The organism is Longispora fulva (genome assembly GCF_015751905.1).
Classification (GTDB): Bacteria; Actinomycetota; Actinomycetes; order Mycobacteriales; family Micromonosporaceae; genus Longispora; species Longispora fulva.
The window spans coordinates 4,391,169-4,412,822 of sequence record NZ_JADOUF010000001.1; the positions used below are offsets into that span (position 1 = coordinate 4,391,169).

A 21,654-nucleotide genomic window follows, 5' to 3' on the forward strand; every position below is an offset into this window, starting at 1 on the left:
GCCGCCTCCTTTGATCAACTACACGTTGTTGCACGCCTGCCGCGCCCAGAAACAGCAACTGCGTGTAGTTGATCAAGATGGGGGCTGGCCGCCCTGGATGGGCGGGGCTCCGGGCGGCCGGCGCGCGCTGGGGGAGGGACGCGGAGTAGCCGTCTAGGGGTTGCGGATCTTTCGCCAGACGCGGATCAGGTCGGCGGTGTCCTGGGCGTCGAGTTTGTCGGTGAAGTAGGGGGCTACGGCGGCGCGGCGGGTGGCGTCGGCGGCGGCGTAGAGGGCGCGGCCGGCGTCGGTGAGGGCGACCGTGACGGCGCGGGCGTCGGTGGGGCTGGGCTGGCGGTCGACGAGGCCCCGCGCGGTGAGCTCGTCGAGGACCCGGGACAGGCGGCTGCGGGAGAGCATCGCGGCCTCCCCCAGCTGGGTGGGGCTGACCGGGCCGGTCTGCTGGTCGAGCCAGAACAGGGCCTCGAACCACGACAGGGGCATGGCGTGCGTCGCGGTGAGCGCCTTGTCGACGAGGCAGGTCAGGGCGTTGCCGGCCCAGATCAGCCCGTAGAAGGCCCGGTCTTCCTCTGTATCGAACATCACCCCAGCCTAGTGGTATGTGCGTGCGCACGCAACTGTGATAGTGTCGGTCGCATGCTGAGTCGTGAGATCCACCTTGTGTCCCGTCCCGTCGGCGAGCCGAAGCCCTCCGACTTCGCCCTGGTCACCGCCGAGGTGCCGGAGCCGGGCCCCGGTCAGGTCGTGGTCCGCAACACGTTCATGTCCGTCGACCCGTACATGCGGGGCCGGATGAACGACGTCAAGTCCTACGTGCCGCCGTTCGCGCTGAACGCGGTCATGGACGGCGGCGCGGTCGGCGAGGTCGTGGCCTCCGACTCCCCCGACGTGCCGGTCGGCGCGACGGTGCTGCACGGCCTGGGCTGGCGGGAGTACGCGCTGCTGGACGCCAACCGGGTCCGGGTGGTCGACGCGACCCTCGCCCCGGCGCAGGCGTACCTCGGCGTGCTGGGGATGCCGGGCCTGACGGCGTACGCCGGGCTGCTCGCCGTCGCCGAACTCAAGGCTGGCGAGACGGTGTTCGTGTCCGGTGCCGCCGGCGCGGTCGGCAGCCTGGTCGGCCAGTTCGCCCGGCTGCTCGGCGCCGGTCGGGTCATCGGCTCCGCCGGCGGACCGGACAAGGCCACCCGGCTGGTCAAGGACTTCGGCTTCGACGCCGCGATCGACTACCGGGCCGGTGACCTGCGTGGACAGCTGCGCGAGGCCGCCCCGGACGGGGTCGACGTCTACTTCGACAACGTCGGCGGCGATCACCTGGAAGCCGCGATCGGCGCCATGAACGTGCACGGCCGGGCGGCGCTGTGCGGGGCGATCAGCCAGTACAACGCGACGGAGCCGGTGCCCGGGCCGCGCAACCTCGCGCTGGCGATCGGCAAGCGGCTGACGCTGCGCGGGATGCTGGTCGGGGACCACAACGACCTGGCGCCGCAGTTCGTCCAGCAGGTCGCCGGGTGGTTGGCCAACGGCGAGGTGCGGGCCGAGGAGACCATTGTGGACGGGATCGGGGGCGCGCCGGACGCGTTCCTCGGGATGATGCGGGGCGCGAACACCGGCAAGATGCTGGTCCGCCTGTAAGAGGAAACGACGAGGCCGGTCCGGGTTCCCGGGCCGGCCTCGCGCTGTCCGTCGACCGTGGCGGAGTCGTCTCGGGGCCGGAGACGCCTCGGGCCGGAGCCGCTATGTCGCCCGGCGGCGGCGCCAGGCCCAGGCCCCGCCCCCGGCGACCAGCAGCACCGCTCCCGCCCCGCCCGCGAGGCTCCACGCCGGGTCGGCCGGCCGGACCGGTGGCCGGGTGGTCACGGCGTTCATGTCCGTCGCGCACGCCGCCGCCGGCCCGCTGCGCACCGGCAGCGCGCACGCGGTCAGCGCGAGCCGGCGCTGGCCGTCGGGCAGGGCCGGGGCGCGGCCGGCGAGCCGGACCCGGGTCGTGCCGCCGGGGGCCACCTCCACCGGCCAGCGGACCCGGGTGCCGTCCGTCTCGGCGCCGTGGCTGCGCGGCGTGAGTTCCACTCCGACGGGTACGCCGACCTCCACGAGCAGTTTCGCGGACTCCGTACCGGCGTTGCGGACGGTGACCGTGTACTCGTGCCGCTCCCCCGCCCGGACACTGGCCCGGCCGTCGTCCACGGCGATGCTGAGGTTCGGCTCAGCGGCGGCCGGGGCGCCCTGGCCGAGGACGATTCCGCCGAGGAGAATGGCGGGGAAGAGGCTTCTGAGTGCGTACATCCGCTATGCGTAACGCGTCGGGGCCGGGCTCCCCGGAAGGCGCGCCGTCACCGTTTATTTCCGGTCGGAATTTGTACGGTTGCCCACCGGCACGTGAATGAAAACTCACGTGGATGACAGGTAGGCGACAGTAACTCGGATTTGTGTGCCCTACCCCGCTTACCTGGAACGTAACGCCCCTATCCAACACATTGGCGTACGGAGAGGAAGCCTCACAATGGATCATCGGCAGCAGGTCTGGCTCGTGGTGACGACCCAACTGCCCCTGACGCTGGTCGATCGGGAGCAGGTGCTGGAAATCGTCGAACACCGCAACCGGCAGAACGCGATCGCCGAATTCGAGTTCAAGCGTGCCGGGCGCAATGTCCGCCGGGGCGTGTGGCGCGTGAAGGTCGTGGAGGCGACGTGACCGAGTATCTGACGACGACACCCATCGGGGCTGTCGACACCGCGTACGACGACCATCTCGGACTGCACCGGATCACCAGTCTGCGGCTGGAGTCCTCCGGCAACCACGTGTACTGGCTGGAGCCGGACACCACCTACCAGCTCAACCACGACGGCTACGGCTGGACGATCCGCGGCGGCCAGTGGACCCGGGCCCGGCTGACGTTCCTCGGCTCGCCGATCTGGGCGCTGCCGACCCCGGACGGTGACGAACAGCTCGACCAGCGGCACACGTACCTGCTGCGGCCCGCCGGCACGGGCTGGGAGTTATGGCTGCAACAGTAAGGAAAAGTCCCTAGGATTCTCCCCATGATCGTGGAGGCCGCCGGGCTCGGGAAGTCCTTCGGGGCCAAACGCGCCGTGGACGACGTCAGTTTCGTGCTCCAGCCGGGCAGGGTGACCGGCTTCCTCGGCCCGAACGGGTCCGGGAAGTCCACGACGATGCGGCTCATGCTCGGTCTCGACCGGGGCGACGGCAGGACACTGTTCGAGGAGCGGCCCCTCCTCGACCACGAGGTGCCCGGCAGGGTGGTCGGCGCGCACCTCGACGCCAAGTCCTTCCACCCGAACCGTTCCGCCCGCAACCACCTGCGGATGCTCGCCGCCGGCACCGGGGTCGGCGACCGCCGGGTCGACGAGGTGATCGAGCAGGTCGGCCTGGACGCGGTGGCCGGGAAGCGGCCCAGGGGCTTCTCGCTCGGCATGGGCCAGCGGCTCGGCCTGGCCAGCGCCATCCTCGCGGAGCCCGACGTGCTGCTGCTCGACGAGCCGGCCAACGGGCTCGACCCGCAGTCGATCCAGTGGATGCGCGAGTTCCTCCGGGCGTACGCCGGCACCGGTCGGGTGGTGTTCGTCTCCAGCCACCTGATGTCGGAGATGCAGCTGATGGCCGACGACCTGGTGGTGATCGGCAAGGGGAAGCTCATCGCGCACGAGCCGCTGGGCGCGTTCGTGGCGCGGAGTACCCGCAACGACGTGCTGGTCCGGGTGCCCGATCCGGGGCTGTTGATCGACCGGCTCGCCGCGCAGGGGCTGTCCGCCGTGCGGGAGGGGGCCGACGCGGTCGCCGTGGCCGGGGCGAGTACCGACACCGTGGGGGAGATCGCCTTCCACGCCGGGCTGCCGGTCCGGGAGCTGCTGGCCAGGACGGCGAGCCTGGAGCAGGCGTTCCTGGAGCTGACCAGCGACCACCAGGAGTACGCGACCCGGGAGGCACAGTGACCTCGGCGCTGCGGTACGAGTGGCGGCGGATCACGTCCGTGCCCGGTACCTGGATCATCGGAGCCCTGGTGGTGCTGGTCGCCGCCGGGTTGCAGACCCTGTTCGTGTCGATCGGCGACGCCGATCCGGTGCCAGCGCGGAACCTGGCGGCGGGGCTGGTGACGCCGCTGAGCATCGGCGGGTTCCTGTTCGCGGCGTTCGGGGCCCAGGCGCTGGGCCAGGAGTACCGGTTCGGCACGATCCGCTCGACGCTGACCCTGTTCCCGCGCCGGCCGACGGTGTTCGCGGCCAAGCTGGCGGTCACCGCCCTGGTCACGGTGGCCGTGCTGGTGCTGGCGGCCGTGGTCTGCGTCGCGGTCGTCGGGGCCGCCGGCTGGCGGCTCGGGTTCGACGGCACCGGGGGCGGCGGGGTGGGCGGGCTCGCCGTGCGGGTGGTGCTCGTCGCGCTCGGCTGGCTGGCGTGGGGCTTCGGGATCGCCGGGATCAGCCGGAACACCGCGTTGGGCATCGTCCTGCCGCTCGTCGTCGCCTTCGTGGTGGAGACGCCCCTCACCGTGGTACTCGGGGAGAAGGCGCCCTGGCTCGTGGACCTGTTCCCGTTCGGCAACGCCGGGCAGGCTCTCACGATGGCCGGGGACGCGTGGGGCGCGCTGGGGATCTTCGGGCTGTGGAGTCTGGTGGTGGCGGGGCTGGCGTACCTGTCGTTCACGTACCGGGACGCGTGATCCAGCATAATTCCCCCATGATGGACACGGCGATCGTGCTGTTCACCCGGGACCTGCGGCTCGCCGACAATCCGGCCCTGACCGCCGCCGTGTCCGCCGCCCGGCACGTGGTGCCGCTGTTCGTGCACGATCCGGCGATCGCCGCCGGGCCGGTGCGGGGCGCGTTCCTGGCGGGGTGTCTCGCGGATCTGCGGGCGGGGCTGCGGGCCCGGGGCGCGGGGCTGGTGGAACGGCGGGGCGACCCGGTGACGGAGGTGCTCCGGCTCGCGGGCGAGCTGCGGGCCGGCCACGGGACGGGCGGCGGGTCCGGGGCCGGCGGCGCGGGTCGCGGGTCCGGGGCCGGCACGATCGGGGTGTCCTGCGCCGCCGACGTCTCCGCCTTCGCGCAGGCTCGCCAACGCCGACTCGCGGCGGCGTGCGCGGCAGCCGGCCTGCACCTGCGGCTGTTCGACCAGCTCACGGTCGTGCCACCTGGGGAACTGGTCCCGGCCGGCGGCGACAGCTACAAGATCTTCACCCCCTATTGGCGGCGTTGGCAGGCCGTCGTGCGCCCGGGGACGACCCAGGCCCCGGACCGGGTCACGCTGCCGCCCGGCGTGCGCCCGACCGACGGTCCGGAAGGCTCCGGCGGGGAACGGGCCGCGCACGCCCGGCTGGCCGCCTGGCGGGACTCCTGGGAGTCCTATGCCGACGGTCACGACGACCTGGCCGGGGACCGCACGTCGCGGCTGTCCGCGCACCTGCACTTCGGCACCCTCTCGCCGAGGGCGTTGCTCGACGGGCCGGAGGCGTTCGTCCGGCAGGTGTGCTGGCGGGACTTCTACCACCAGGTGCTGCACGCGTTCCCCCGGCTCACCGCGCGGCCGTTCAAGAACGTGGTCGAGGACTGGGTCGACGATCCGGAGTCCTACGCGGCGTGGTGCGCCGGGATGACCGGGGTGCCGCTGGTGGACGCCGGGATGCGGCAGCTGGCCGCCGAGGGGTTCATGCACAACCGGGCCCGGATGGTGGTCGCGTCGTTCCTCACCAAGCACCTGCGGATCGACTGGCGGCTGGGGGCGGCGCACTTCATGGCGCACCTGGCCGACGCCGACGTGGCGAACAACTACGGCAACTGGCAGTGGACGGCGGGCACGGGCAACGACACCCGGCCGTACCGGCGGTTCAACCCGGTCCGGCAGGGCTACCAGCACGACCCGCGCGGGGACTACGTGCGCCGCCACGTGCCGGAGCTCGCCGACCTCGCGGGGCCGGTGGTGCACGAGCCGTGGAAGCTGCCGCGCTCGCGGACGAAGGGCTACCCGAGGCCGATCATCGAGCTGTGAGGCGTCCCGGGCCGCACCCTCCGCGGCCCGGGACCCGTCAGGACCGGGGGAACCAGGGCACGAACCCGCTGGTCCGGGCCACATACTCCGCATACCCCGGCCGGGCCGACATCGCCGCCTCCGTCATCGGCTTGCCAGTCTTGCCGACGAGGAACCACGTCATCAGGATCGGCGACAGCACCGTCAACGCACCGGGCCAGGAGGCGCACGCGACCAGCCAGATCCCCCACCAGACGCAGGCGTCGCCGAAGTAGTTCGGGTGCCGGGTGTAGCGCCACAGGCCGGTGTCCAGGACCCGTCCGTGCCCGCCGGCCCGCTGGAACGCGGACAGCTGCCAGTCGCCGACGGCCTCGAAGACCATCCCGACGGCCCACACCAGCACGCCGGGCAGCATCCACCACGACCACCCGTCGTCGTGCCGTTGGGCGACCTGCACGGGCAGGGACACGAACCAGACGATCGCCCCTTGCAGCAGGTACACCATGACCAGCGGATACCAGCGGCCCTTGCCGGCGAGGAGTCTCGCGTAGCGCGGGTCCTCGCCCTTGCCCCGGGACCGCCAGGCGATAAACACCGCCAGGCGCAGCCCCCAGAGCACGGTCAGGGCGGTGATCAGCCAGTGCCCGGGCGTGAGCAGGTAGCCGACGAGCGCGACGGCGGTGAAGGCGAGACCCCACGCGATGTCCACCACCCGGTGCCTGCCGGTCGCCGTGCCGATCCCGAAGAACACCAGCAGCACCGCGAGGGCGGCGAGAGCCTCAAACACCGAAACCCTCTCTGGTGTACGCCATCCCGCTGTCCCCCTCCGCCATCGGCCGGACCGCGAGCACCTGGTCCACGCCCATCCGGTTCTCCGCGAAGCTGAGCGCCCCGCCGACCAGGTACAACCGGAAGATCCGGGCCATCGGCCCGCCGACGAGGTCCACGGCCTCCTCCCAGTGCTTGTCGAGGGTCTCCAGCCAGGCGGCGACGGTGCGGACGTAGTGCTCGCGGAGCGCCTCGACGTCGCGGACCTCGAAGCCGGCGTCCCCGATCAGCGACACGGTCTCCCCGACCGGCCGCATGTGCATGTCGGGGGCGATGTAGTGCTCGATGAACGCGCCGCCGCCGGGCGCGACCCTGCCCCGGGACATCTGTTGGACGAGGAGCCGCCCGGCGGGCCGGAGCAGCCCGAACAGCTTCGCGGTGAACGCCGGGTAGTTGCGGGCCCCGACGTGTTCGCCCATCTCGACGGTGGCGATCGCGTCGTACGGGCCGTCGTGCACGTCCCGGTAGTCCTGGAGCCGCACGTCGACCCGGCCCTGGAGTCCGAGCCGCTCGACCCGGCCCTGGACGTGGGCCAGCTGCTCGGCGGACAGGGTGACGCCGGTGACGTTCACGCCGTAGTGGTAGGCGGCGTGCACGGTCAGGGAGCCCCAGCCGCAGCCGACGTCGAGCAGCCGCATGCCGGGGTGCAGGTCGAGCTTGCGGCAGATCAGGTCGAGCTTGTCGCGCTGGGCGTGGGCGAGGGTGTAGTCGGGTTCCTCGGAGCGCCAGTAGCCGCACGAGTACGCCATCGTCTCGTCGTCGAGGACCAGTTGGTAGAAGGCGTTGGACAGGTCGTAGTGGTGGCCGATGGCCGCCCGGTCGCGTTCCCTGCTGCCCGGGTCGCCGGTGAGTCGGGCCTGGGTCTCCGGCGGGGACGGCCGGGGGCCGAGGACGCCGAGCCGACCCGCCAGCCGCAGGGCGCGGAGCCGGTGGGCGAGGGTGATCCGGGGCCGGCCGGTGGCGCGGACCTGCCGCCAGACGCGGCGCAGGCCGTCGGCGAGGTCGCCGTCGACGTCGAGTTCGCCGGCGGCGTAGGCCTGGGCCAGGCCGAGTTCGTTCGGGCTCCACAGCAGACGGCGTAGGGCGCGCGGGTCGCGGATGACGAGGGCCGGCCCGGCCGTCGGGCCGGCCTCGCTGCCGTCCCACGCGCGGATCCGCACCGTTGGCGGTGCTCCGGTGATGGCCTGATAGAGGGTCGCGAGCTGGGGCGCGATCATGTGTCCGCCCTTCCGAGGACGAGTTGGTGCACGTCGAGGTAGCCGGACGCGAACCCGGCCTCGGAGTAGGCCAGGTAGAGGTTCCAGGTGCGGCGGAACGTCTCGTCGAAGCCGAGCCGGGCGAGTTCGCCGGCCCGGTCGAGGAACCTGGCCCGCCACAGTCTCAGTGTGTCGGCGTAGTGCGGCCCGAAGGCGAAAGTGTCCAGGATCCGCAGCCGGGTGCGGCCGAAGACCGCCGACAGCGCCGGCAGGGACGGGATCAGCCCGCCGGGGAAGATGTACTTGTGCATCCAGGTGTACGTGTACCGCGCCGCCACCATCCGCTCGTGCCGCATCGTGATCGTCTGGAGCCCGATCCTGCCCCCGGGCGCGAGCAGCCGGTCGAGCACGGCGGCGTACGTGGGCCAGTACTCCTCCCCCACCGCCTCGATCATCTCCACGGACAGGATCGCGTCGTACTCGCCGCGCACGTCCCGGTAGTCCATCAGATCCACGGTCACCGCCACACCTGCGCCTGCCGCCCGGCGCAGGGCCAGGTCGCGCTGCTCGGCCGACAGGGTCACCGACCGGACCACTGCTCCGCGCCGGGCGGCCCGGATCGCGAGTTCGCCCCAGCCGGTGCCGATCTCCAGCACCCGGGTGCCGGGACCGACCCCGGTCGCGTCGAGCAGCCGGTCGATCTTGCGGTGCTGGGCCGGGGCCAGGTCGTCCCAGGTGGCGGGCCCGCCGAACAGGGCGGCGGAGTACGTCATCGTGTCGTCGAGGAACAGGCCGAACAGGTCGTTGGACAGGTCGTAGTGCCGGGCGATGTTGCTGCGCGCGCCCGCGCGGTCGTTGGCGTCGGTCCGGGGGTGGCGGGCCACGTAGAACCGGCGCAGCCACTGCAACCGGCGCGGGACCAGCACGTCGGCGTGCGCGGCCAGGACGGTGAGCACCTCGGGCAGTCGGTCGGAGTCCCACTCGCCGGCCTGGTAGGACTCGCCGAAGCCGATCAGGCCGTCGCGGCCGAGCCGGCGGCAGAACGCCTGCGGGTCGCGCAGTCGCAGGGTGGGACCCGGACCGTCGAGCAGGCCCAGCCGGCGGCCGACCCGGTCGAGCAGGGCCGCGGCGATCCGGCCCCGCAGCCGGGCCCGGGGCACCACGGCGACGTCGGGCCAGCGCGCCGGGTCGACGGCGGCGGGACGGGACGCGACCTGGGTCATGGGGCTCTCTCTCCGGACGGGGTGCGGGGGATCACTGGCAGGCCCTTCAGGTACAACGAAACGCCCTGTCTTCGGATCTTCAGGCGCACCAGCAGGGTCGCGAACGCCGCGGCGAGCAGGCCCGGGACCGTCGCGGCGCGCAGCGTGCCCCGCAGGCTGGCCACGAACGGCGCGCCGCCCTCCGGCCGCAGGGTGACGGTGAGGGCGAGCTGGTGGTCGGGGCGCGGCAGGCTCATCCGGTAGGTGCCGGTCAGCGGCAGGAACGGCGAGACGTAGAAGTCCTTGTCGACGTGGGCGGCGTCGCGGGCGTCGGGGTGCAGCAGGTAGCAGTGCCGGCCGCCGTAGGTGTTGTGCACCTCGGCGACGACGCAGGCCTGGGTGCCGTCGGGGCGGTGGCACCAGTACACCGTCAGCGGGTTGAAGACGTGGCCGAGGACCCGGGCGTGGGTGAGCATCAGGATCTGGCCGCCGCCCAGGTCGACGCCCTGGGTCGCGAGGTAGTCGTCGAGGTTGCGGCGCAACGACGGCGACCGTCCGATGTGGTCGGCGGCGAGGAACCGGGCGAGGGGGCGCAGCGGGCGCGGGATCGTCGGCAGGTCGTCGACGTCCACCAGCCACTGGTAGGTGCGGTAGATGAACGCGTGCCGGACCGGGCCGGTGCGGACGTGCCGCAGGGAGCAGCGGTACAGGGTCGCCGTCGTCACGCCAGTCTCCCGGCGGCGTCGAACCCCGAGCGGCAGCCGTCCTCGTGGAAGCCCCAGCCGTGGTACGCGCCGGCGTAGGCCACCGTGGCGTCGGAGATCTCGGGCAGCCGGCGCTGGGCGGCGACCGCCTCGGCCGTGTAGACCGGGTGCCGGTAGACCATCCGGGCCAGCACGGCGTCCCCGTGGACGCGGCCGTCGGGGTTGAGGGTCACCACGTGCTCGCCGGCCGCGTCGAGGCGTTGCAGGCGGTTCATGTCGTAGCTGACCACCGGCCGGCCGGCGCCCGGGTCGCAGGCGGGCAGCAGGTAGTTCCACGACGCGCGGGCCCGGCGGCGCCGGGGCAGGACCGAGGCGTCGGAGTGCAGCAGGGTCTCGTTGCGCGAGTAGCCGAACGCGCCGAGGATCTCCTTCTCCGCCCGGCTGGCGTCCGGGCGCAGGGCGAGTGCCTGGTCGGCGTGGGTGGCGATCACGGCGGCGTCGTACCGCTGGACGAAGTCGGCCTCGTCGCGGACCTCGACCCCGTCGGCGACCCGGGTCACGGACCGCACCGGGACGCCGCGCCGGGCGGCCGGCAGCGCCGCAGCGATCCGGTCCACATAGGTCCGGGAACCGCCGGTCACGGTCCGCCAGGTCGGCGAGCCGGTCACGCTCAACATGCCGTGCCGCTCCAGGAACACGAAGAGGTAGCGCGCCGGGTAGTCGCCGACCCGTTCCGGGCCGCAGGACCAGACCGCGGACACGACGGGTACGAGGAAGTGCCGCACGAAGTAGCTGCTGTAGTCCCGGGCGAACTCGCCGATCGTCGTGTCGTCGTCCCCGGTCGCGACGAGCGCCCGGGCCGCGCGGTGGAACCGGGGCACCTGGGCGAGCATCGCCAGGAACCGGGGGTCGAGGGCGTTGCGCGGCCGGGCGAGCAGGCCGGGCAGCCCACGCGCCCCCGCGTACTCCAGGCCGCAGCCCTCGCAGCGCACCGACATGCTCATCTCCGTCGGCCGGGTCGCCACGCCCAGCTCGGCGAACAGCCACAGCAGGTGGGGATATGTCCGCTCGTTGTGCACGATGAACCCGGAGTCGACGGCCAGGCCGCCCACGTCGTGGGTGTGCGCGTGCCCGCCGAGCCGGTCGTCCGCCTCGAACAGGGTGACCTCGGCCCCCCGCCGGAGCAGGTACGCCGCCGTCAGGCCGGACACCCCCGCGCCGATCACCGCCACCCGCCGTCGCCGCATCGTTCCTCCAGGTCAGCCGTCACCCGTGCATTCGGGGCGGGACCGGGGACGGATGGGTCGGGGCCGTCGGTCGTGCGGGTCCGGCCTGTCCGGCGTGCGGGCCCGACCCGTCCGGCGCGCGGTCGGCGACGAAGGCACTACGGTGGAGACCCCACCGCACCCGAGAGGCGAGGACAGTCGCATGACCCGAAGGATCGTCGGCGGAGTGCCCGCCGGTGCGGGACCGGTCGTCCTCGTGCTGCACGGTGGGGCGGCCGACAGCCACCGGCCGCCCGGCCTCCTGGCGTACCTGCGGATGCTGCCGTTCGCCTGGGCGCTGCGCCGGAGCGGGCTGACCACCCGGCTGCTGCGGTACCGGTACCGGGGGTGGAACGGGGCGGACCGCGACGCGTACGCCGATGTGCTGTGGGCCCTCGAACAGCTCGGGCCGCGCCCGGTGCTCCTCGTCGGGCACTCCCTCGGCGGCCGGGCCGCCCTGCACGCCGGCGGGGAGCCGTCCGTCGCCGGGGTCGCGGCCCTCGCGCCGTGGATCGAGCCCGGCGACCCGTGGCAGCCGCTGGCCGGCAGGCCGGTGCTGCTCGCGCACGGGTCCCGGGACACGACCACGGATCCGGCCCGGTCCCGCGAGTGGGCGGAGCTGCTCGGCGCGCGGTACGTCGAGCTCGACGACGACCACGCGATGCTCCGGCACCCCGGGCGGTGGCACACCCTGGTCCGCGACTTCGCCACCGAGGTGCTGGCCCCGGTGCGACAGCTCTGACCCTGCCGGGGATTCCCTGACATGATGTGTCAGTGCGCGCCAGTCGACTGTTGTCCCTGATCCTGCTGCTGCAGACCCGGGGGCGGATGACCGCCCAAGCCCTGGCCGACGAGCTCGAGGTCTCCGTCCGGACCATCTACCGCGACGTCGACGCCCTGCACTCCGCCGGCATCCCGCTCTACGGCGACGCCGGCCACGCGGGCGGCTACCAGCTCCTCGACGGGTACCGGACCCGGCTCACCGGCCTGACCGCCGACGAGGCCGACTCGCTGTTCCTCGCCGGCATGCCCGGCCCGGCCGCCGAGCTGGGGCTGGGCGCGGTGGTGGCCGCCACCCAGCTCAAGCTGATGGCCTCCCTGCCCGAGGAGTTGCGGGACCGGGCCGGCCGGATCCGCGCACGGTTTCACCTCGACGCGCCCAACTGGTACGCCGGGGCCGACGACGTCCCGCACCTGGCGGCCCTCGCGCGCGCCGTCTGGGAACAGCGTCGGGTCGACGTGCGCTACCGGCGCTGGCGGGCGCCCCAGGAGGTGACCCGCACCCTGGAGCCGTACGGCCTGGTCCTGAAGGGCGGACGCTGGTACCTGGTGGCCGCCTCGGACGGGCTGGCCCGCACCTACCGGGTGTCGCAGGTTCTGGAGCTGCACGTCGGCGAGGACCGCTTCGACCGGGAGCCGGACTTCGACCTCGCCGGGCACTGGGCGCGTTCCCTCGCCGAGTTCGCCGCCCGGCGGTTCACCGGCGAGGCGGTGCTGCGGCTGTCGCCGGTCGCGGTCCGCCGGCTGGAGGACCTGGTCACCGACGAGGTGGCCCGGGCGGTGGCGGACACCGCGGCCACGGATCCGGACGGCTGGATCCGGGCGACCGTGCCGATCGAGTCGGTGGCGCACGCGCACACCCAGCTCCTGGTGCTCGGCGCGGGGGTCGAGGTGCTGTCCCCGCCAGAATTGCGGGCGGCGCTGGCGGAGACGGCCCGCGAGGTGGTCGCGCTGTACGCCGGCTGACCGGCCCCGCCACGCCCGGGGCACGACCCGCCGAGCCGGAAGTGCCAACAAGTCAGGCATTGTCTGGTAAAAGGTGCTTTGCTCGCTACTCTTAGTAAATGTCTGAGTTAGCGCGCAGGGTCGTGGTCGGGTTCGCTCTGCTCGGACTGATCGGCGCGGTGCCGGGGGCCGCGACCGCCGACCCGGAACCGGCGCCGTGGCAGCCGGCCACGGCCCGCCCCGCGCCGCCCGCGCCGCCCGCAGGTCCCCGGGTCGAGCCGGCGACGGCCCTCCCGAGCCACGGTTCCACCGCCTCCGCCTCCGCCCCCGCCACAGCCACCGCCGGCGCGGAGCCGACCGACGGGCCCGGGGCGACCGGCGGGACAGGTCCGACCAGCGGGCCGGGCGGATCGGCCCAGCCCACGGTGCCGGGAGCCACCGGCGCGCCGTCAGCCCTCGCCTCCGCCGTGCCCGTGCGGCCCAGGGCGGAGGAGACCCACACTCCGCCGCCGACCGGCCCGATCCCCGAGCCCCGGGTCGACCCGGGGGCGTTCGCCCGGGGCCAGGCCGTGCTGCGGGCCGGGCAGGCGTACCGGGAGGCGGCCGACGCGCGGAGCAGGCTCACCGCTGCCGAGGCCGCCCTGGCCCGCGACACCGAGCGGGTCCGCACCGACGCCGGGCTGCCCGGGGAGTTGTACCGCCGGTCGGCCGCCGTGCCGTCCCCGCTGCGCGGCCCGTGGTGGGAGTTGCGGCGGGCCACCGTCCGGCTCCCGGCGGACCGGGGCGCCCTCGAGCGCGCCCTCACCGCCGACGCCACCGCGGTCCGGGCCGGCCGGGTGGCCGTGGAGCGGGCCGACCGGCGCGCCCGCGAGGTGGCCGCCCGGCTGGACCCGGCGACCCGGGTGGCGCTGGAGGCCGGCGCGCGGGCCGTCCCGCCGGGGCCCGACCGGCTGCTCGCCCCGGTGCCGGGCACGGTGACCAGCGGGTTCGGCACCCGGATGGACCCGTACTTCCAGCGGGTCGCCCCGCACGCCGGCGTCGACCTGGCGGCGGCGGCCGGCGCCCCGGTCCTCGCCGCCGCCGCCGGCCGGGTGCTGCGCGCCGGCTGGGCCGACGGGTACGGCTACTACACCTGCATCGACCACCCCGACCGCAGGGTGTGGACGTGCTACGCGCACCAGTCGGTGATCCTGGTCCGGCCGGGCGAGCAGGTCCGCGCCGGCCAGGTGATCGGCCTGGCCGGCTCGACCGGCGCGTCGACCGGCCCACACGTGCACTTCGAGGTCCGGCGAGGAGGATCACCGGTCGATCCGGCGCCCTGGCTGGCACACTAGGGGGGCGCCCCGGGACCGGGGCCGCCCGGACGAGACGTGCGCCGTACCCGGAACGCCAAGACGACGCTCACGAGGAGTCTCCGTGGGCCAGATCGTCCAGATTCTCGGATCCCTGCTGGTGCTGGCCGGCTTCGCGCTGGCCCAGGCCGGGGTGCTCAACCCGCGCTCGCCGAGCTACCTGTGGCTGAACGTGGTCGGCTCGACCGTGCTGGCCGTCGAGGCCGTCCTCGAGCGGCAGTGGGGTTTTCTGCTGCTGGAGGGCGTGTGGGCCGTGGTGTCGGCGGCCGGCCTCGCCCGGTTGCTGCTGACCGGCCGGCGGGTCCCCGGGGAATGACCGTCCGGCGGGTCCTCGCGAGTGACCATCAGGTGACGGAAACAGCGAAACGGCAGCTCATACCGGCCGGATCGCCCGAACTCCACACCGAACGGCACGCTGTCCACAGACTTTAGGTCGGAACCTCTGTCACTCGGCGGACACAATCCCCTGTGGATCACAGAACCGGGTCCAAGGTGGGGCTGTTCGCGTAGAGAGAAGGTCCCCGTGAGACTCCGTACCCTCCTGGTCATAGCCCTGTTCACCGCACTGTTGGGAGTGCCGTCCGTGGCGTCGGCCGTCGACCCGGGCGACCGGGTCGCGCTGCGCCACCTCGTGGTCGCCGTCGACGCCGAGGACTTCGGCCTGGCCACCTGGAAGGCCGCCCTGGACCGGGTCGGCACGCCGTACGACGTGCTGCTCGCCGGCTCGGCCCCGCTGCCCAACCTCGTCCGGTCCGACGGGGCCGGGCGCTACGACGCCGTGCTGCTCACCAGCGCGGCCCTGTTCGTCGCCGACGGCTCGGGCGGCTACACGAGCGCGCTCGACGGCACCGAGTGGACGACGCTGTGGAACTACGAGGTGACCTTCCACGTCCGCCAGGTCGCCCTGTACGCCGGCTACGGCGCCTACCCCGAGGACTACTGCCTGCGGGCCGGCTCCGAGGGCGGGATCGGCGCGGCCCCCGAACAGGCGACGCTCACCCCGGCCGGCGCCACGGTGTTCGACTACCTGCGGGGCTCGGCCGCCGTGCCGATCCAACTGTCCTACGTGTACCGCTCCGAGGTCGCCCCCGGCTGCGCGGCCACCCCGATCCTCACGCTGGGCCCCGACGTGATCGCCGTGACGAGCACCGCGCCGGACGGCCGGGAGCGCCTGGCGTTGACGTTCACGACGAATCAGTACCTGCCGCAGGCGGACCTGCTGCTCTACGGGCTGCTGCGCTGGGCGACCCACGGGGTGTTCGTCGGCGAGCAGCGGCACTGGCTGCACGTGGACGTCGATGACCTTTTCATCTCCAACGACCACCTGCTGGCCGACGGGACGTACTCGCCGACCGAGTTCCGGATCTCCGGCGAGGACCTGGCCGGGGCCGCCACGCAGCAGAGCGCCCTGCGCACGGCCTATCCGCAGGCGTCGGCCTTCACCCTGAACCTGGCCTACAACGGGGAGGGCATCGACCCGACCGCTCCGGCCCAGTGCTCCTCGACCGGCACCACGGACCCGCTGACCAGCTACGCGCGCTGCCTGGCCGGCCAGTTCCGGTGGATCAACCACACGCTGACCCACCCGAAGATGAACACCACGCCGTACCAGGAGAATCTCGACGAGATCAAGAACAACCTGACGGTCGGGACGGCGGCCGGCCTGGCGCCGCCGACCGTGGTCCTCAAGACGCCGGAGTACTCCGGACTCGGCGTCTACAACCCGGACCCGAACAACGACATCGACCCGCCGACCGACTACGGGCTCGCGGCGTCCAACCTGCAGATGCTCCAGGCCGCCAAGGCCGCCGGGGTGAAGTTCCTGCACGGCAACATGTCCTTCGCCAGCCACCGGCCGGCCTGCTCGAACTGCTCGACCCCGCACCCGCTGGTGCCGGCGCTGCTCGTGGTCCCGGACTGGCCGACCGACATCGCCTACCACGTGACCACGCCCGAGGAGGAGACCACGTTCTACAACTCCTACTACGGGCCGACCGGCAGGTTCCCCTACTTCGACCACAACCTGACCTACGCGGAGGTCGTCAACCAGCAGGCCACGATCGCGATGGCGCACCTGAGCTCCGGCTCGGTGTACAGCCACACGATGCACCAGGGCAACCTGCACCAGTACGCGCCCGGGTCCAGCCTCGTCTTCGACTGGCTGAACGCGGTGCTGGCCCGCTACAGCGCCACCTACTCGGTGCCGCTGCGCACCCAGACCTGGCCGGACCTCGCCAGCTACACCTCCTACCGCAACACGCACTTCGCGGCCCTGGGCACCGGCGTGGACCCGATCTGGACGAAGTCGACCCGCACCGTGAGCTACACGTCCACGGTCGCCGGCGCCCTGTGGTTCACGGGGATCCGCGCCGGGGTGTACGACCTGTACGGCTCGGACTACATCTCCCGGATCTCGTTCACGGCCGGGGTGACCAAGTACCAGGTGCTGCCGAACTGACCGGGTGGCACCGAAGAACTGACCGAACGGGCAGGCCGCACTGAGGCATCGACAGTCATAACGTCAATGACTCCACTATGGATCAATCAGGAGGTTCGCCAGTGCGAAGAATTCTGACGGTCGCGGCCGCCGTGGCAGGTTTGGTACTGGGGTCCGGCTCTGCGGCCGTGGCGAACAACGGCGGCGTGCCGGCCCCGGTGCCGGTGCTGGCCTTCGACGTGACGACGGCGGGCGGGTTCACGCTGCCCGCCAGCCGCCTGCACGCCGGCTACATCACGTTCACGGTGAGCACGTCGGAGACCGGCTACCACGGGATCCAGGGCTTCCGGGTCAACCCCGGACACACCGCCGAGGAGGTGGTCAACGACCTGCGGCTCGGCGTCCAGTCCGCCGACCCGGCCGACAACGCCGCCGGCGCGCTGGCCCTGCAGACGGACGCCGTGCTGATCGGCGGGGTCGTGACCAGCGCGTACGCCCCGATCTCCGTCACCGTCCAACTGTGCCCCGGCACGTACTACTTCTTCGACCTCAACGACTTCTTCACCGACGGGATCACCACTCCCCGGCTGCACACCCTGGAGACCTGGGGCGGCACCCGGCAGAGCGGCCGACCCGCCTACGACGGGGTGATCGAGACCAACGAGGCCGACCACACGCCGGGCTTCAACGCGCCGGTGGCCCAGCACGCCACCGGCACGTACAAGGTGGTGAACACGACCGACGAGGTGCACGAGGTGGTCTGGCGGTCGATCGTGCCCGGCACGACCGACGCGTACATCCAGACGTACTACGACGCCGTGGTGGCCGGCACCCCGCGGCCGCCCCGACCGTGGCTGGACCGCCAGCACGGCCTGCAGGCCATGTCGCCGGGCCAGACCGCGTACATCCACATCAACCTGCCGGTCGGCGCGTACGCCCTGCTGTGCCTCGTGCCCGACGACGCCGACGGCATGCCGCACGCCTACATGGGCATGCACAAGGTGGTCGACCTGAGTTAGCCCCGGGGGGTGACCAGGCCCGACTCGTATGCGAGGACGACGGTCTGGGCGCGGCTCGACACGCCGAGTTTCGTCATCGTGCGGTTGAGGTGCGTCTTGACCGTCGCCTCGCTCACCACCAGCCGCTCGGCGATCTCCGCGTTGGACAGCCCCCGGCCGACCAGGCCCAGCACCTCCACCTCCCGGGAGGTGAGCCCGTCGAGGGCCGGCGCGGGCGGCACCCGGTCCGGACGGCGGGTGTACGCCTCGATCAGCCGGCACGTCACACTCGGCGCGAACAGCATGTCCCCGGACCCGACGATGCCGATCGCCGCGAGCAGCCGCTCCGGCGGGGTGTCCTTGAGCAGGAAGCCCGACGCCCCGGCGCGCAGGGCCGCGAACACGTACTCGTCCAGGTCGAACGTCGTCAGGATCAGCACCCGGGGCTGCGCGGCGGACCGGGACCTGGCCAGCACCCGCTCGGTGGCGGCCACCCCGTTGAGGCCGGGCATCTGGATGTCCATCAGGATCACGTCCGGCTCGAGGTCGGCGGCCAGGCGCACGGCCTCCTCGCCGTCGGCGGCCTCGCCCACCACCTCCAGGCCCGGGGCCGCGCGGAGCAGGGCCGCCAGACCGGCGCGGATCAGCACCTCGTCGTCGACGATGAGAACGCGGGTCATCTGCTGTCTTCCTCCACGAGTGCCACGGTGGGCAGGACGAGCTCCACGGCGAAGCCCCCGCCGTCGCGGGGGCCGGCGCTGAGGGTGCCACCGTACATCCGGGCGCGTTCGCGCATCCCCACCAGGCCCTGGCCGGTGGACTCCGCCGGTGGTCCGGCTGCGCGGCCGTCGTCGACGACCCGCACGGTGACGGTGCGCGGACCGTAGTGCAGGTCCACTGTGGCCCGGGCTCCGGCGGCGTGTTTCAGCACGTTGGTGAGGGCCTCCTGCGTCACCCGGTACGCGCACAGCTCCGCGCCGGGCGGCAGGGGGCGGGGCTCGCCCGTGACGGCGAGGGTGACCGGCACCCCGGAGGCCGTGACCCGGGCGGCCAGCTCGTCGAGCCGGTCGAGGCCGGCGGGCGGACGCTCGCCGCCCCCGGTCTCCTCGCCCTCGCCGACCCGGAGCACGAGGAGCAGCCGGCGGAGCTCCTCGAGCCCGGCGCCGCTGGTCGACTCGATCGTCTCCACCGCGCCGAGGGCGGTGTTCGGGTCGGTGTGGAACACGTACCGGGCGAGGCCGGCCTGCAGGGAGATCACCGACATGTGGTGGGCGACGACGTCGTGCATCTCCCGGGCGATCCGGATCCGCTCCTCGGTGACGGCCCGGCGGGCCCGTTCCTCCTGGTCGCGGCGGAGCCGGGCGGTGAGGACGGCCAGTCGGGCGTTGCGTTCGCCGATCATCCGGTTCCGGCCGCCGAACACGCAGGCCACGGAGGTGACCAGGGCCATCTGGAAGGCGATCACGTACCAGGGCAGGATCCGGGCGGACATCCCGCTGTACTGCAGCACCCCGAAGGTGACCACGGCGACGGGCACCACCCGGCGGGTCGGGTACAGCGTCGCCACCGTGTACAGCCCGAGCAGCGGGCCGAAGAAGTTGATCGACGGCAGGTAGCCCTCGGCGAGGAAGACCACGAAGGACAGGCAGCTGAAACCCAGGATCATCATCGGGTACCTGCGCCGCCCGGCCATCGGCAGGTTGACCAGCAGCGTGAGCAGCCACGCCTCGCCGTCGAACCGGCGGAAGCCGTCCGGCAGGAACAGGATCCCGACCGCGATGGTCAGACCGGCGATGGCCGTGGCCAGCAGCGTGTCCCACACCAGGGGATCGATCCGGGCGACCCTTCTGAGCAGCGCTCCGCCGGTCCCCATCCGGCAACCATAAAGCAACGTAAATCCGTTGTCACGACCCTGTTCGGATACCGCCAAAGTTGTACGGCTACCGCGCGGGCATGACCCCGCTCAGCCCCGACGGGGTAAACCGGCACAGTACTAATATCATGTCAATACCGTTTTTAGAGGTATTTGCCTTTACTCTGTGCACATGACCGATATCCGTGCCGTGAGCATCACCGACGGGCTGCAGAGCGCCCTCGACAAGACCATCGCCATCGTGCCGAAGCTGATCCTGTTCGCCGTCATCCTGTTCGTCGGCTGGCTGATCTCCAAGGGCATCCGCAACCTGGTCGACCGGTTGCTCGACCGGGTCGGCTACAACAAGGCCGTGGAGAAGTCCGGCCTACAGCGCTTCCTGGGCACCCAGAAGGCCAGCACCCTGACCGCCAAGCTCGCCTACTACGCGCTGCTGCTGTTCACCCTGGAGCTCGCGTTCGGCGTGTTCGGCCCGAACCCGGTCAGCACCCTGATCGAGGGCGTCGTGCAGTGGCTGCCGCGCGCCTTCGTCGCCGTGGTCATCGTGGTCGTCGCCGCGAGCATCGCCAAGGCCGTCCGCGACATCGCCGAGAGCGCGCTCGGCCGGCTGTCCTACGGCCCGTTCCTGGCCAAGCTCGCCCAGGTGTTCATCATCGCCCTCGGCGTGATCGCGGCCCTGAACCAGATCGGGGTCGCCAGCGCGGTCACCCAGCCGGTCCTGATCGCCGCACTCGCCACCGTGGGCGGCATCCTCGTTGTCGGCCTCGGCGGCGGCCTGGTCATGCCGATGCGCGAACGCTGGGAGCGGATGCTGAACCGCGCCGAGCAGGACACCAGCCGGATGACCGGGGACGCCGGCATGACGAGCCGGTTCGGCCAGTCGTCGTACGCGACCGGGGCCGCCGACCGCGACATGGACCCGAGCCGGATGAAGGACGCGAGTCCGGCCGCGAGCGACGCGGAGCACAAGCACACCGTCTGACGGGTACGACTCAGCGGCGGGGCCCCGGGTGGGGCTCCGCCGCTCGACGTTCGGCGGCTAGCCGAGCCGCCCGGACTTCACCGCAGCGGTGAAGGCGGCCCAGTCGCCGGGCGCGAAGCCGGCCAGGACCGGGCCGTGCGGGTCCTTGCTGTCGCGCAGGTGCGCGCGGCCGGCGTCATCCACGGCCACCTCGACACACTCGCCGTGGTCAGTCGACTTGCTTGACTTGCGGAACACCAGATCCATAGCGGCCAAACACCTTCGCAAGGTCGAGGATGAACTCCCGCGACACGGCCTCGTCGTAAGCGACATCTTCCGCGCGCCTCGTCCGGAGCCTAAACCCGTCGACGTGAATCCGCTCCTCGTAATACGTCTGCGCCACCGTGCCCTCGTCGATGGCGACCACGTCGCCGGCATCGAGATAGAACATGGTGAAGGTGCACATCCCGGAGACGACCGGCCGATCCATCGGACAGACCCGCACCGTGATCCAGTCAGGCAACGCCGCCAGCCGGTGTAACTGCTCAACCATCACCTCGGGGCCGCCGACCGTCCGCCGCAGAGCGGCCTCGTCGACGAAGACGGTCAGCTCAGGCTTGACCTCTCGGCTCTCCAGCGCCTTCCACCGCTCCAGACGGAGGGCGGTCCGACGTGCCGCGACCTCCTCGCTCACCAGCGACATGCCTTGTTCCAGGCTCATCGCATACGACTCGGTCTGCAACGGCCCGTGCACGATGACGGGGCTGTATTTCACGATCCGTTCCGCGTCGAGTTCGAGCGAGCAGTACATCTCGTAGTTGGGTGAGATGTCGCCGGAGAAGGGCTCCGCCGCCCACCAGCCCTTGACCTTCGCGCGGAGCCGCAGGCTCTCCAGCAGACAGCGCTCCTCCTCGGTCGCGCCGTAGTGCGCCAGCATCAGCCGCAGGTCACGGAGCTTGGGCTGGTGCTCGGCGCGCTCGTAGCGGGTCAGCGAGGCCGAGCCCATCTCCAGGGCCGCGCAGACCTCGCGCTGGGTCCACCCGCGACGCTCCCGCATCTTGGTGAGCTTCTGCGCGAGGCGGCGGGCGTTGATGGTCGGCATGACCGACAGATTACCGAGTGTCCGGTCT

At 72.4% G+C, this 21,654-nt stretch carries 24 protein-coding genes and 1 riboswitch; of the genes, 13 read left to right on the forward strand and 11 right to left on the reverse strand.

Going from position 1 to position 21,654, the window contains the following annotated elements; all coding sequences use genetic code 11:
* Positions 1–153 precede the first annotated feature (153 nt).
* Positions 154–582: a MarR family winged helix-turn-helix transcriptional regulator gene (locus IW245_RS19480; protein ID WP_197004601.1), complete on the reverse strand. Its 429-nt coding sequence runs from the start codon at positions 580–582 to the stop codon at positions 154–156.
* 54 nt (positions 583–636) lie between these two features.
* On the opposite strand from IW245_RS19480, the gene IW245_RS19485 reads away from it, so the two are divergent.
* Entirely contained in the window at positions 637–1,635 is a 999-nt protein-coding gene (locus IW245_RS19485; protein ID WP_197004602.1) for an NADP-dependent oxidoreductase, read from the forward strand.
* A gap of 102 nt (positions 1,636–1,737) precedes the next feature.
* Here the strand turns inward: IW245_RS19485 and IW245_RS19490 are convergent, their stop codons facing one another.
* On the reverse strand, positions 1,738–2,286 hold the full coding sequence (locus tag IW245_RS19490) for a DUF11 domain-containing protein (RefSeq protein ID WP_197004603.1): 549 nt from the start codon (positions 2,284–2,286) through the stop codon (positions 1,738–1,740).
* Positions 2,287–2,503: 217 nt separating this feature from the next.
* On the opposite strand from IW245_RS19490, the gene IW245_RS19495 reads away from it, so the two are divergent.
* The 5 genes from IW245_RS19495 to IW245_RS19515 are packed head-to-tail and all read left to right on the forward strand — an operon-like array spanning position 2,504 to position 6,004.
* Positions 2,504–2,695 (forward strand): hypothetical protein, encoded by a 192-nt coding sequence (locus IW245_RS19495; RefSeq protein WP_197004604.1) that lies wholly within the window; start codon positions 2,504–2,506, stop codon positions 2,693–2,695.
* Positions 2,692–3,018 carry a hypothetical protein gene (locus IW245_RS19500; protein WP_197004605.1) on the forward strand — a complete coding sequence of 109 codons (327 nt, stop codon included), beginning with the start codon at positions 2,692–2,694 and terminating at the stop codon, positions 3,016–3,018. The genes IW245_RS19495 and IW245_RS19500 overlap by 4 nt, the downstream gene beginning before the upstream one ends.
* 27 nt (positions 3,019–3,045) lie before the next feature.
* A complete protein-coding gene (locus IW245_RS19505; RefSeq protein WP_197008590.1) occupies positions 3,046–3,954 on the forward strand; it encodes an ATP-binding cassette domain-containing protein in 909 nt (302 codons plus the stop codon).
* Entirely contained in the window at positions 3,951–4,679 is a 729-nt protein-coding gene (locus IW245_RS19510) for an ABC transporter permease (RefSeq protein WP_197004606.1), read from the forward strand. The genes IW245_RS19505 and IW245_RS19510 overlap by 4 nt, the downstream gene beginning before the upstream one ends.
* A 17-nt stretch (positions 4,680–4,696) precedes the next feature.
* Complete coding sequence (locus tag IW245_RS19515) at positions 4,697–6,004, forward strand: cryptochrome/photolyase family protein (protein ID WP_231398869.1); 1,308 nt, start codon at positions 4,697–4,699, stop codon at positions 6,002–6,004.
* A 37-nt stretch (positions 6,005–6,041) separates the two neighbouring features.
* Here the strand turns inward: IW245_RS19515 and IW245_RS19520 are convergent, their stop codons facing one another.
* The 5 genes from IW245_RS19520 to IW245_RS19540 are packed head-to-tail and all read right to left on the reverse strand — an operon-like array spanning position 6,042 to position 11,160.
* Complete coding sequence (locus IW245_RS19520; RefSeq protein ID WP_197004607.1) at positions 6,042–6,770, reverse strand: DUF1295 domain-containing protein; 729 nt, start codon at positions 6,768–6,770, stop codon at positions 6,042–6,044.
* A complete protein-coding gene (locus IW245_RS19525) occupies positions 6,763–8,028 on the reverse strand; it encodes an SAM-dependent methyltransferase (RefSeq protein WP_197004608.1) in 1,266 nt (421 codons plus the stop codon). The genes IW245_RS19520 and IW245_RS19525 overlap by 8 nt, the downstream gene beginning before the upstream one ends.
* Positions 8,025–9,230, reverse strand: a complete 1,206-nt coding sequence (locus IW245_RS19530; protein WP_197004609.1) for an SAM-dependent methyltransferase — start codon at positions 9,228–9,230, stop codon at positions 8,025–8,027. Before IW245_RS19530 ends, IW245_RS19525 begins: the two co-directional genes overlap by 4 nt.
* Positions 9,227–9,934, reverse strand: coding sequence for a DUF1365 domain-containing protein (locus IW245_RS19535; RefSeq protein WP_197004610.1), 708 nt, complete (start codon positions 9,932–9,934; stop codon positions 9,227–9,229). The genes IW245_RS19530 and IW245_RS19535 overlap by 4 nt, the downstream gene beginning before the upstream one ends.
* The gene (locus IW245_RS19540) at positions 9,931–11,160 is read right to left on the reverse strand and encodes an NAD(P)/FAD-dependent oxidoreductase (protein ID WP_197004611.1); all 1,230 of its coding nucleotides are present in this window, start codon (positions 11,158–11,160) and stop codon (positions 9,931–9,933) included. The genes IW245_RS19535 and IW245_RS19540 overlap by 4 nt, the downstream gene beginning before the upstream one ends.
* Positions 11,161–11,341: 181 nt before the next feature.
* On the opposite strand from IW245_RS19540, the gene IW245_RS19545 reads away from it, so the two are divergent.
* The 6 genes from IW245_RS19545 (at position 11,342) to IW245_RS19570 (ending at position 17,711) form a co-directional block, all read left to right on the forward strand.
* Positions 11,342–11,920 (forward strand): alpha/beta hydrolase, encoded by a 579-nt coding sequence (locus IW245_RS19545; RefSeq protein WP_197004612.1) that lies wholly within the window; start codon positions 11,342–11,344, stop codon positions 11,918–11,920.
* Positions 11,921–11,952: 32 nt separating this feature from the next.
* Entirely contained in the window at positions 11,953–12,924 is a 972-nt protein-coding gene (locus IW245_RS19550) for a helix-turn-helix transcriptional regulator (RefSeq protein ID WP_197004613.1), read from the forward strand.
* Between the two features lie 98 nt (positions 12,925–13,022).
* A complete protein-coding gene (locus tag IW245_RS19555; RefSeq protein WP_197004614.1) occupies positions 13,023–14,237 on the forward strand; it encodes a M23 family metallopeptidase in 1,215 nt (404 codons plus the stop codon).
* A gap of 1 nt (position 14,238) precedes the next feature.
* Positions 14,239–14,307: riboswitch (guanidine-III (ykkC-III) riboswitch) on the forward strand.
* A gap of 12 nt (positions 14,308–14,319) precedes the next feature.
* Positions 14,320–14,571: a CBU_0592 family membrane protein gene (locus IW245_RS19560; protein ID WP_197004615.1), complete on the forward strand. Its 252-nt coding sequence runs from the start codon at positions 14,320–14,322 to the stop codon at positions 14,569–14,571.
* Between the two features lie 207 nt (positions 14,572–14,778).
* Positions 14,779–16,713 carry an Agd3-related carbohydrate deacetylase gene (locus IW245_RS19565; RefSeq protein ID WP_197004616.1) on the forward strand — a complete coding sequence of 645 codons (1,935 nt, stop codon included), beginning with the start codon at positions 14,779–14,781 and terminating at the stop codon, positions 16,711–16,713.
* A 101-nt stretch (positions 16,714–16,814) separates the two neighbouring features.
* Positions 16,815–17,711: a hypothetical protein gene (locus IW245_RS19570; RefSeq protein WP_197004617.1), complete on the forward strand. Its 897-nt coding sequence runs from the start codon at positions 16,815–16,817 to the stop codon at positions 17,709–17,711.
* Here IW245_RS19570 and IW245_RS19575 read toward each other — a convergent pair.
* Both IW245_RS19575 and IW245_RS19580 read right to left on the reverse strand, forming a co-directional pair.
* Complete coding sequence (locus tag IW245_RS19575) at positions 17,708–18,370, reverse strand: response regulator (RefSeq protein WP_197004618.1); 663 nt, start codon at positions 18,368–18,370, stop codon at positions 17,708–17,710. The two genes, IW245_RS19570 and IW245_RS19575, sit on opposite strands and share 4 nt — an antisense overlap.
* Entirely contained in the window at positions 18,367–19,563 is a 1,197-nt protein-coding gene (locus tag IW245_RS19580) for a sensor histidine kinase (protein WP_197004619.1), read from the reverse strand. Before IW245_RS19580 ends, IW245_RS19575 begins: the two co-directional genes overlap by 4 nt.
* A 172-nt stretch (positions 19,564–19,735) precedes the next feature.
* Between IW245_RS19580 and IW245_RS19585 the strand changes: the two genes are divergently transcribed.
* Complete coding sequence (locus IW245_RS19585) at positions 19,736–20,545, forward strand: mechanosensitive ion channel family protein (protein ID WP_197004620.1); 810 nt, start codon at positions 19,736–19,738, stop codon at positions 20,543–20,545.
* Positions 20,546–20,602: 57 nt separating this feature from the next.
* Here the strand turns inward: IW245_RS19585 and IW245_RS19590 are convergent, their stop codons facing one another.
* On the reverse strand, positions 20,603–20,791 hold the full coding sequence (locus IW245_RS19590) for a DUF397 domain-containing protein (protein WP_197004621.1): 189 nt from the start codon (positions 20,789–20,791) through the stop codon (positions 20,603–20,605).
* Complete coding sequence (locus IW245_RS19595; protein ID WP_197004622.1) at positions 20,754–21,626, reverse strand: helix-turn-helix domain-containing protein; 873 nt, start codon at positions 21,624–21,626, stop codon at positions 20,754–20,756. The genes IW245_RS19590 and IW245_RS19595 overlap by 38 nt, the downstream gene beginning before the upstream one ends.
* Positions 21,627–21,654 lie beyond the last annotated feature (28 nt).

Bases quoted from the DNA above. Each gene is read 5' to 3' on its own strand.
- IW245_RS19485 (WP_197004602.1), top strand. From the start codon at position 637: ATGCTGAGTCGTGAGATCCACCTTGTGTCCCGTCCCGTCGGCGAGCCG.
- IW245_RS19585 (WP_197004620.1), top strand. From the start codon at position 19,736: ATGACCGATATCCGTGCCGTGAGCATCACCGACGGGCTGCAGAGCGCC.
- IW245_RS19515 (WP_231398869.1), top strand. From the start codon at position 4,697: ATGATGGACACGGCGATCGTGCTGTTCACCCGGGACCTGCGGCTCGCC.
- IW245_RS19555 (WP_197004614.1), top strand. From the start codon at position 13,023: ATGTCTGAGTTAGCGCGCAGGGTCGTGGTCGGGTTCGCTCTGCTCGGA.
- IW245_RS19480 (WP_197004601.1), bottom strand. From the start codon at position 582: ATGTTCGATACAGAGGAAGACCGGGCCTTCTACGGGCTGATCTGGGCC.
- IW245_RS19580 (WP_197004619.1), bottom strand. From the start codon at position 19,563: ATGGGGACCGGCGGAGCGCTGCTCAGAAGGGTCGCCCGGATCGATCCC.
- IW245_RS19595 (WP_197004622.1), bottom strand. From the start codon at position 21,626: ATGCCGACCATCAACGCCCGCCGCCTCGCGCAGAAGCTCACCAAGATG.
- IW245_RS19575 (WP_197004618.1), bottom strand. From the start codon at position 18,370: ATGACCCGCGTTCTCATCGTCGACGACGAGGTGCTGATCCGCGCCGGT.
- IW245_RS19540 (WP_197004611.1), bottom strand. From the start codon at position 11,160: ATGCGGCGACGGCGGGTGGCGGTGATCGGCGCGGGGGTGTCCGGCCTG.
- IW245_RS19495 (WP_197004604.1), top strand. From the start codon at position 2,504: ATGGATCATCGGCAGCAGGTCTGGCTCGTGGTGACGACCCAACTGCCC.
- IW245_RS19490 (WP_197004603.1), bottom strand. From the start codon at position 2,286: ATGTACGCACTCAGAAGCCTCTTCCCCGCCATTCTCCTCGGCGGAATC.
- IW245_RS19590 (WP_197004621.1), bottom strand. From the start codon at position 20,791: ATGGATCTGGTGTTCCGCAAGTCAAGCAAGTCGACTGACCACGGCGAG.
- IW245_RS19530 (WP_197004609.1), bottom strand. From the start codon at position 9,230: ATGACCCAGGTCGCGTCCCGTCCCGCCGCCGTCGACCCGGCGCGCTGG.
- IW245_RS19545 (WP_197004612.1), top strand. From the start codon at position 11,342: ATGACCCGAAGGATCGTCGGCGGAGTGCCCGCCGGTGCGGGACCGGTC.
- IW245_RS19525 (WP_197004608.1), bottom strand. From the start codon at position 8,028: ATGATCGCGCCCCAGCTCGCGACCCTCTATCAGGCCATCACCGGAGCA.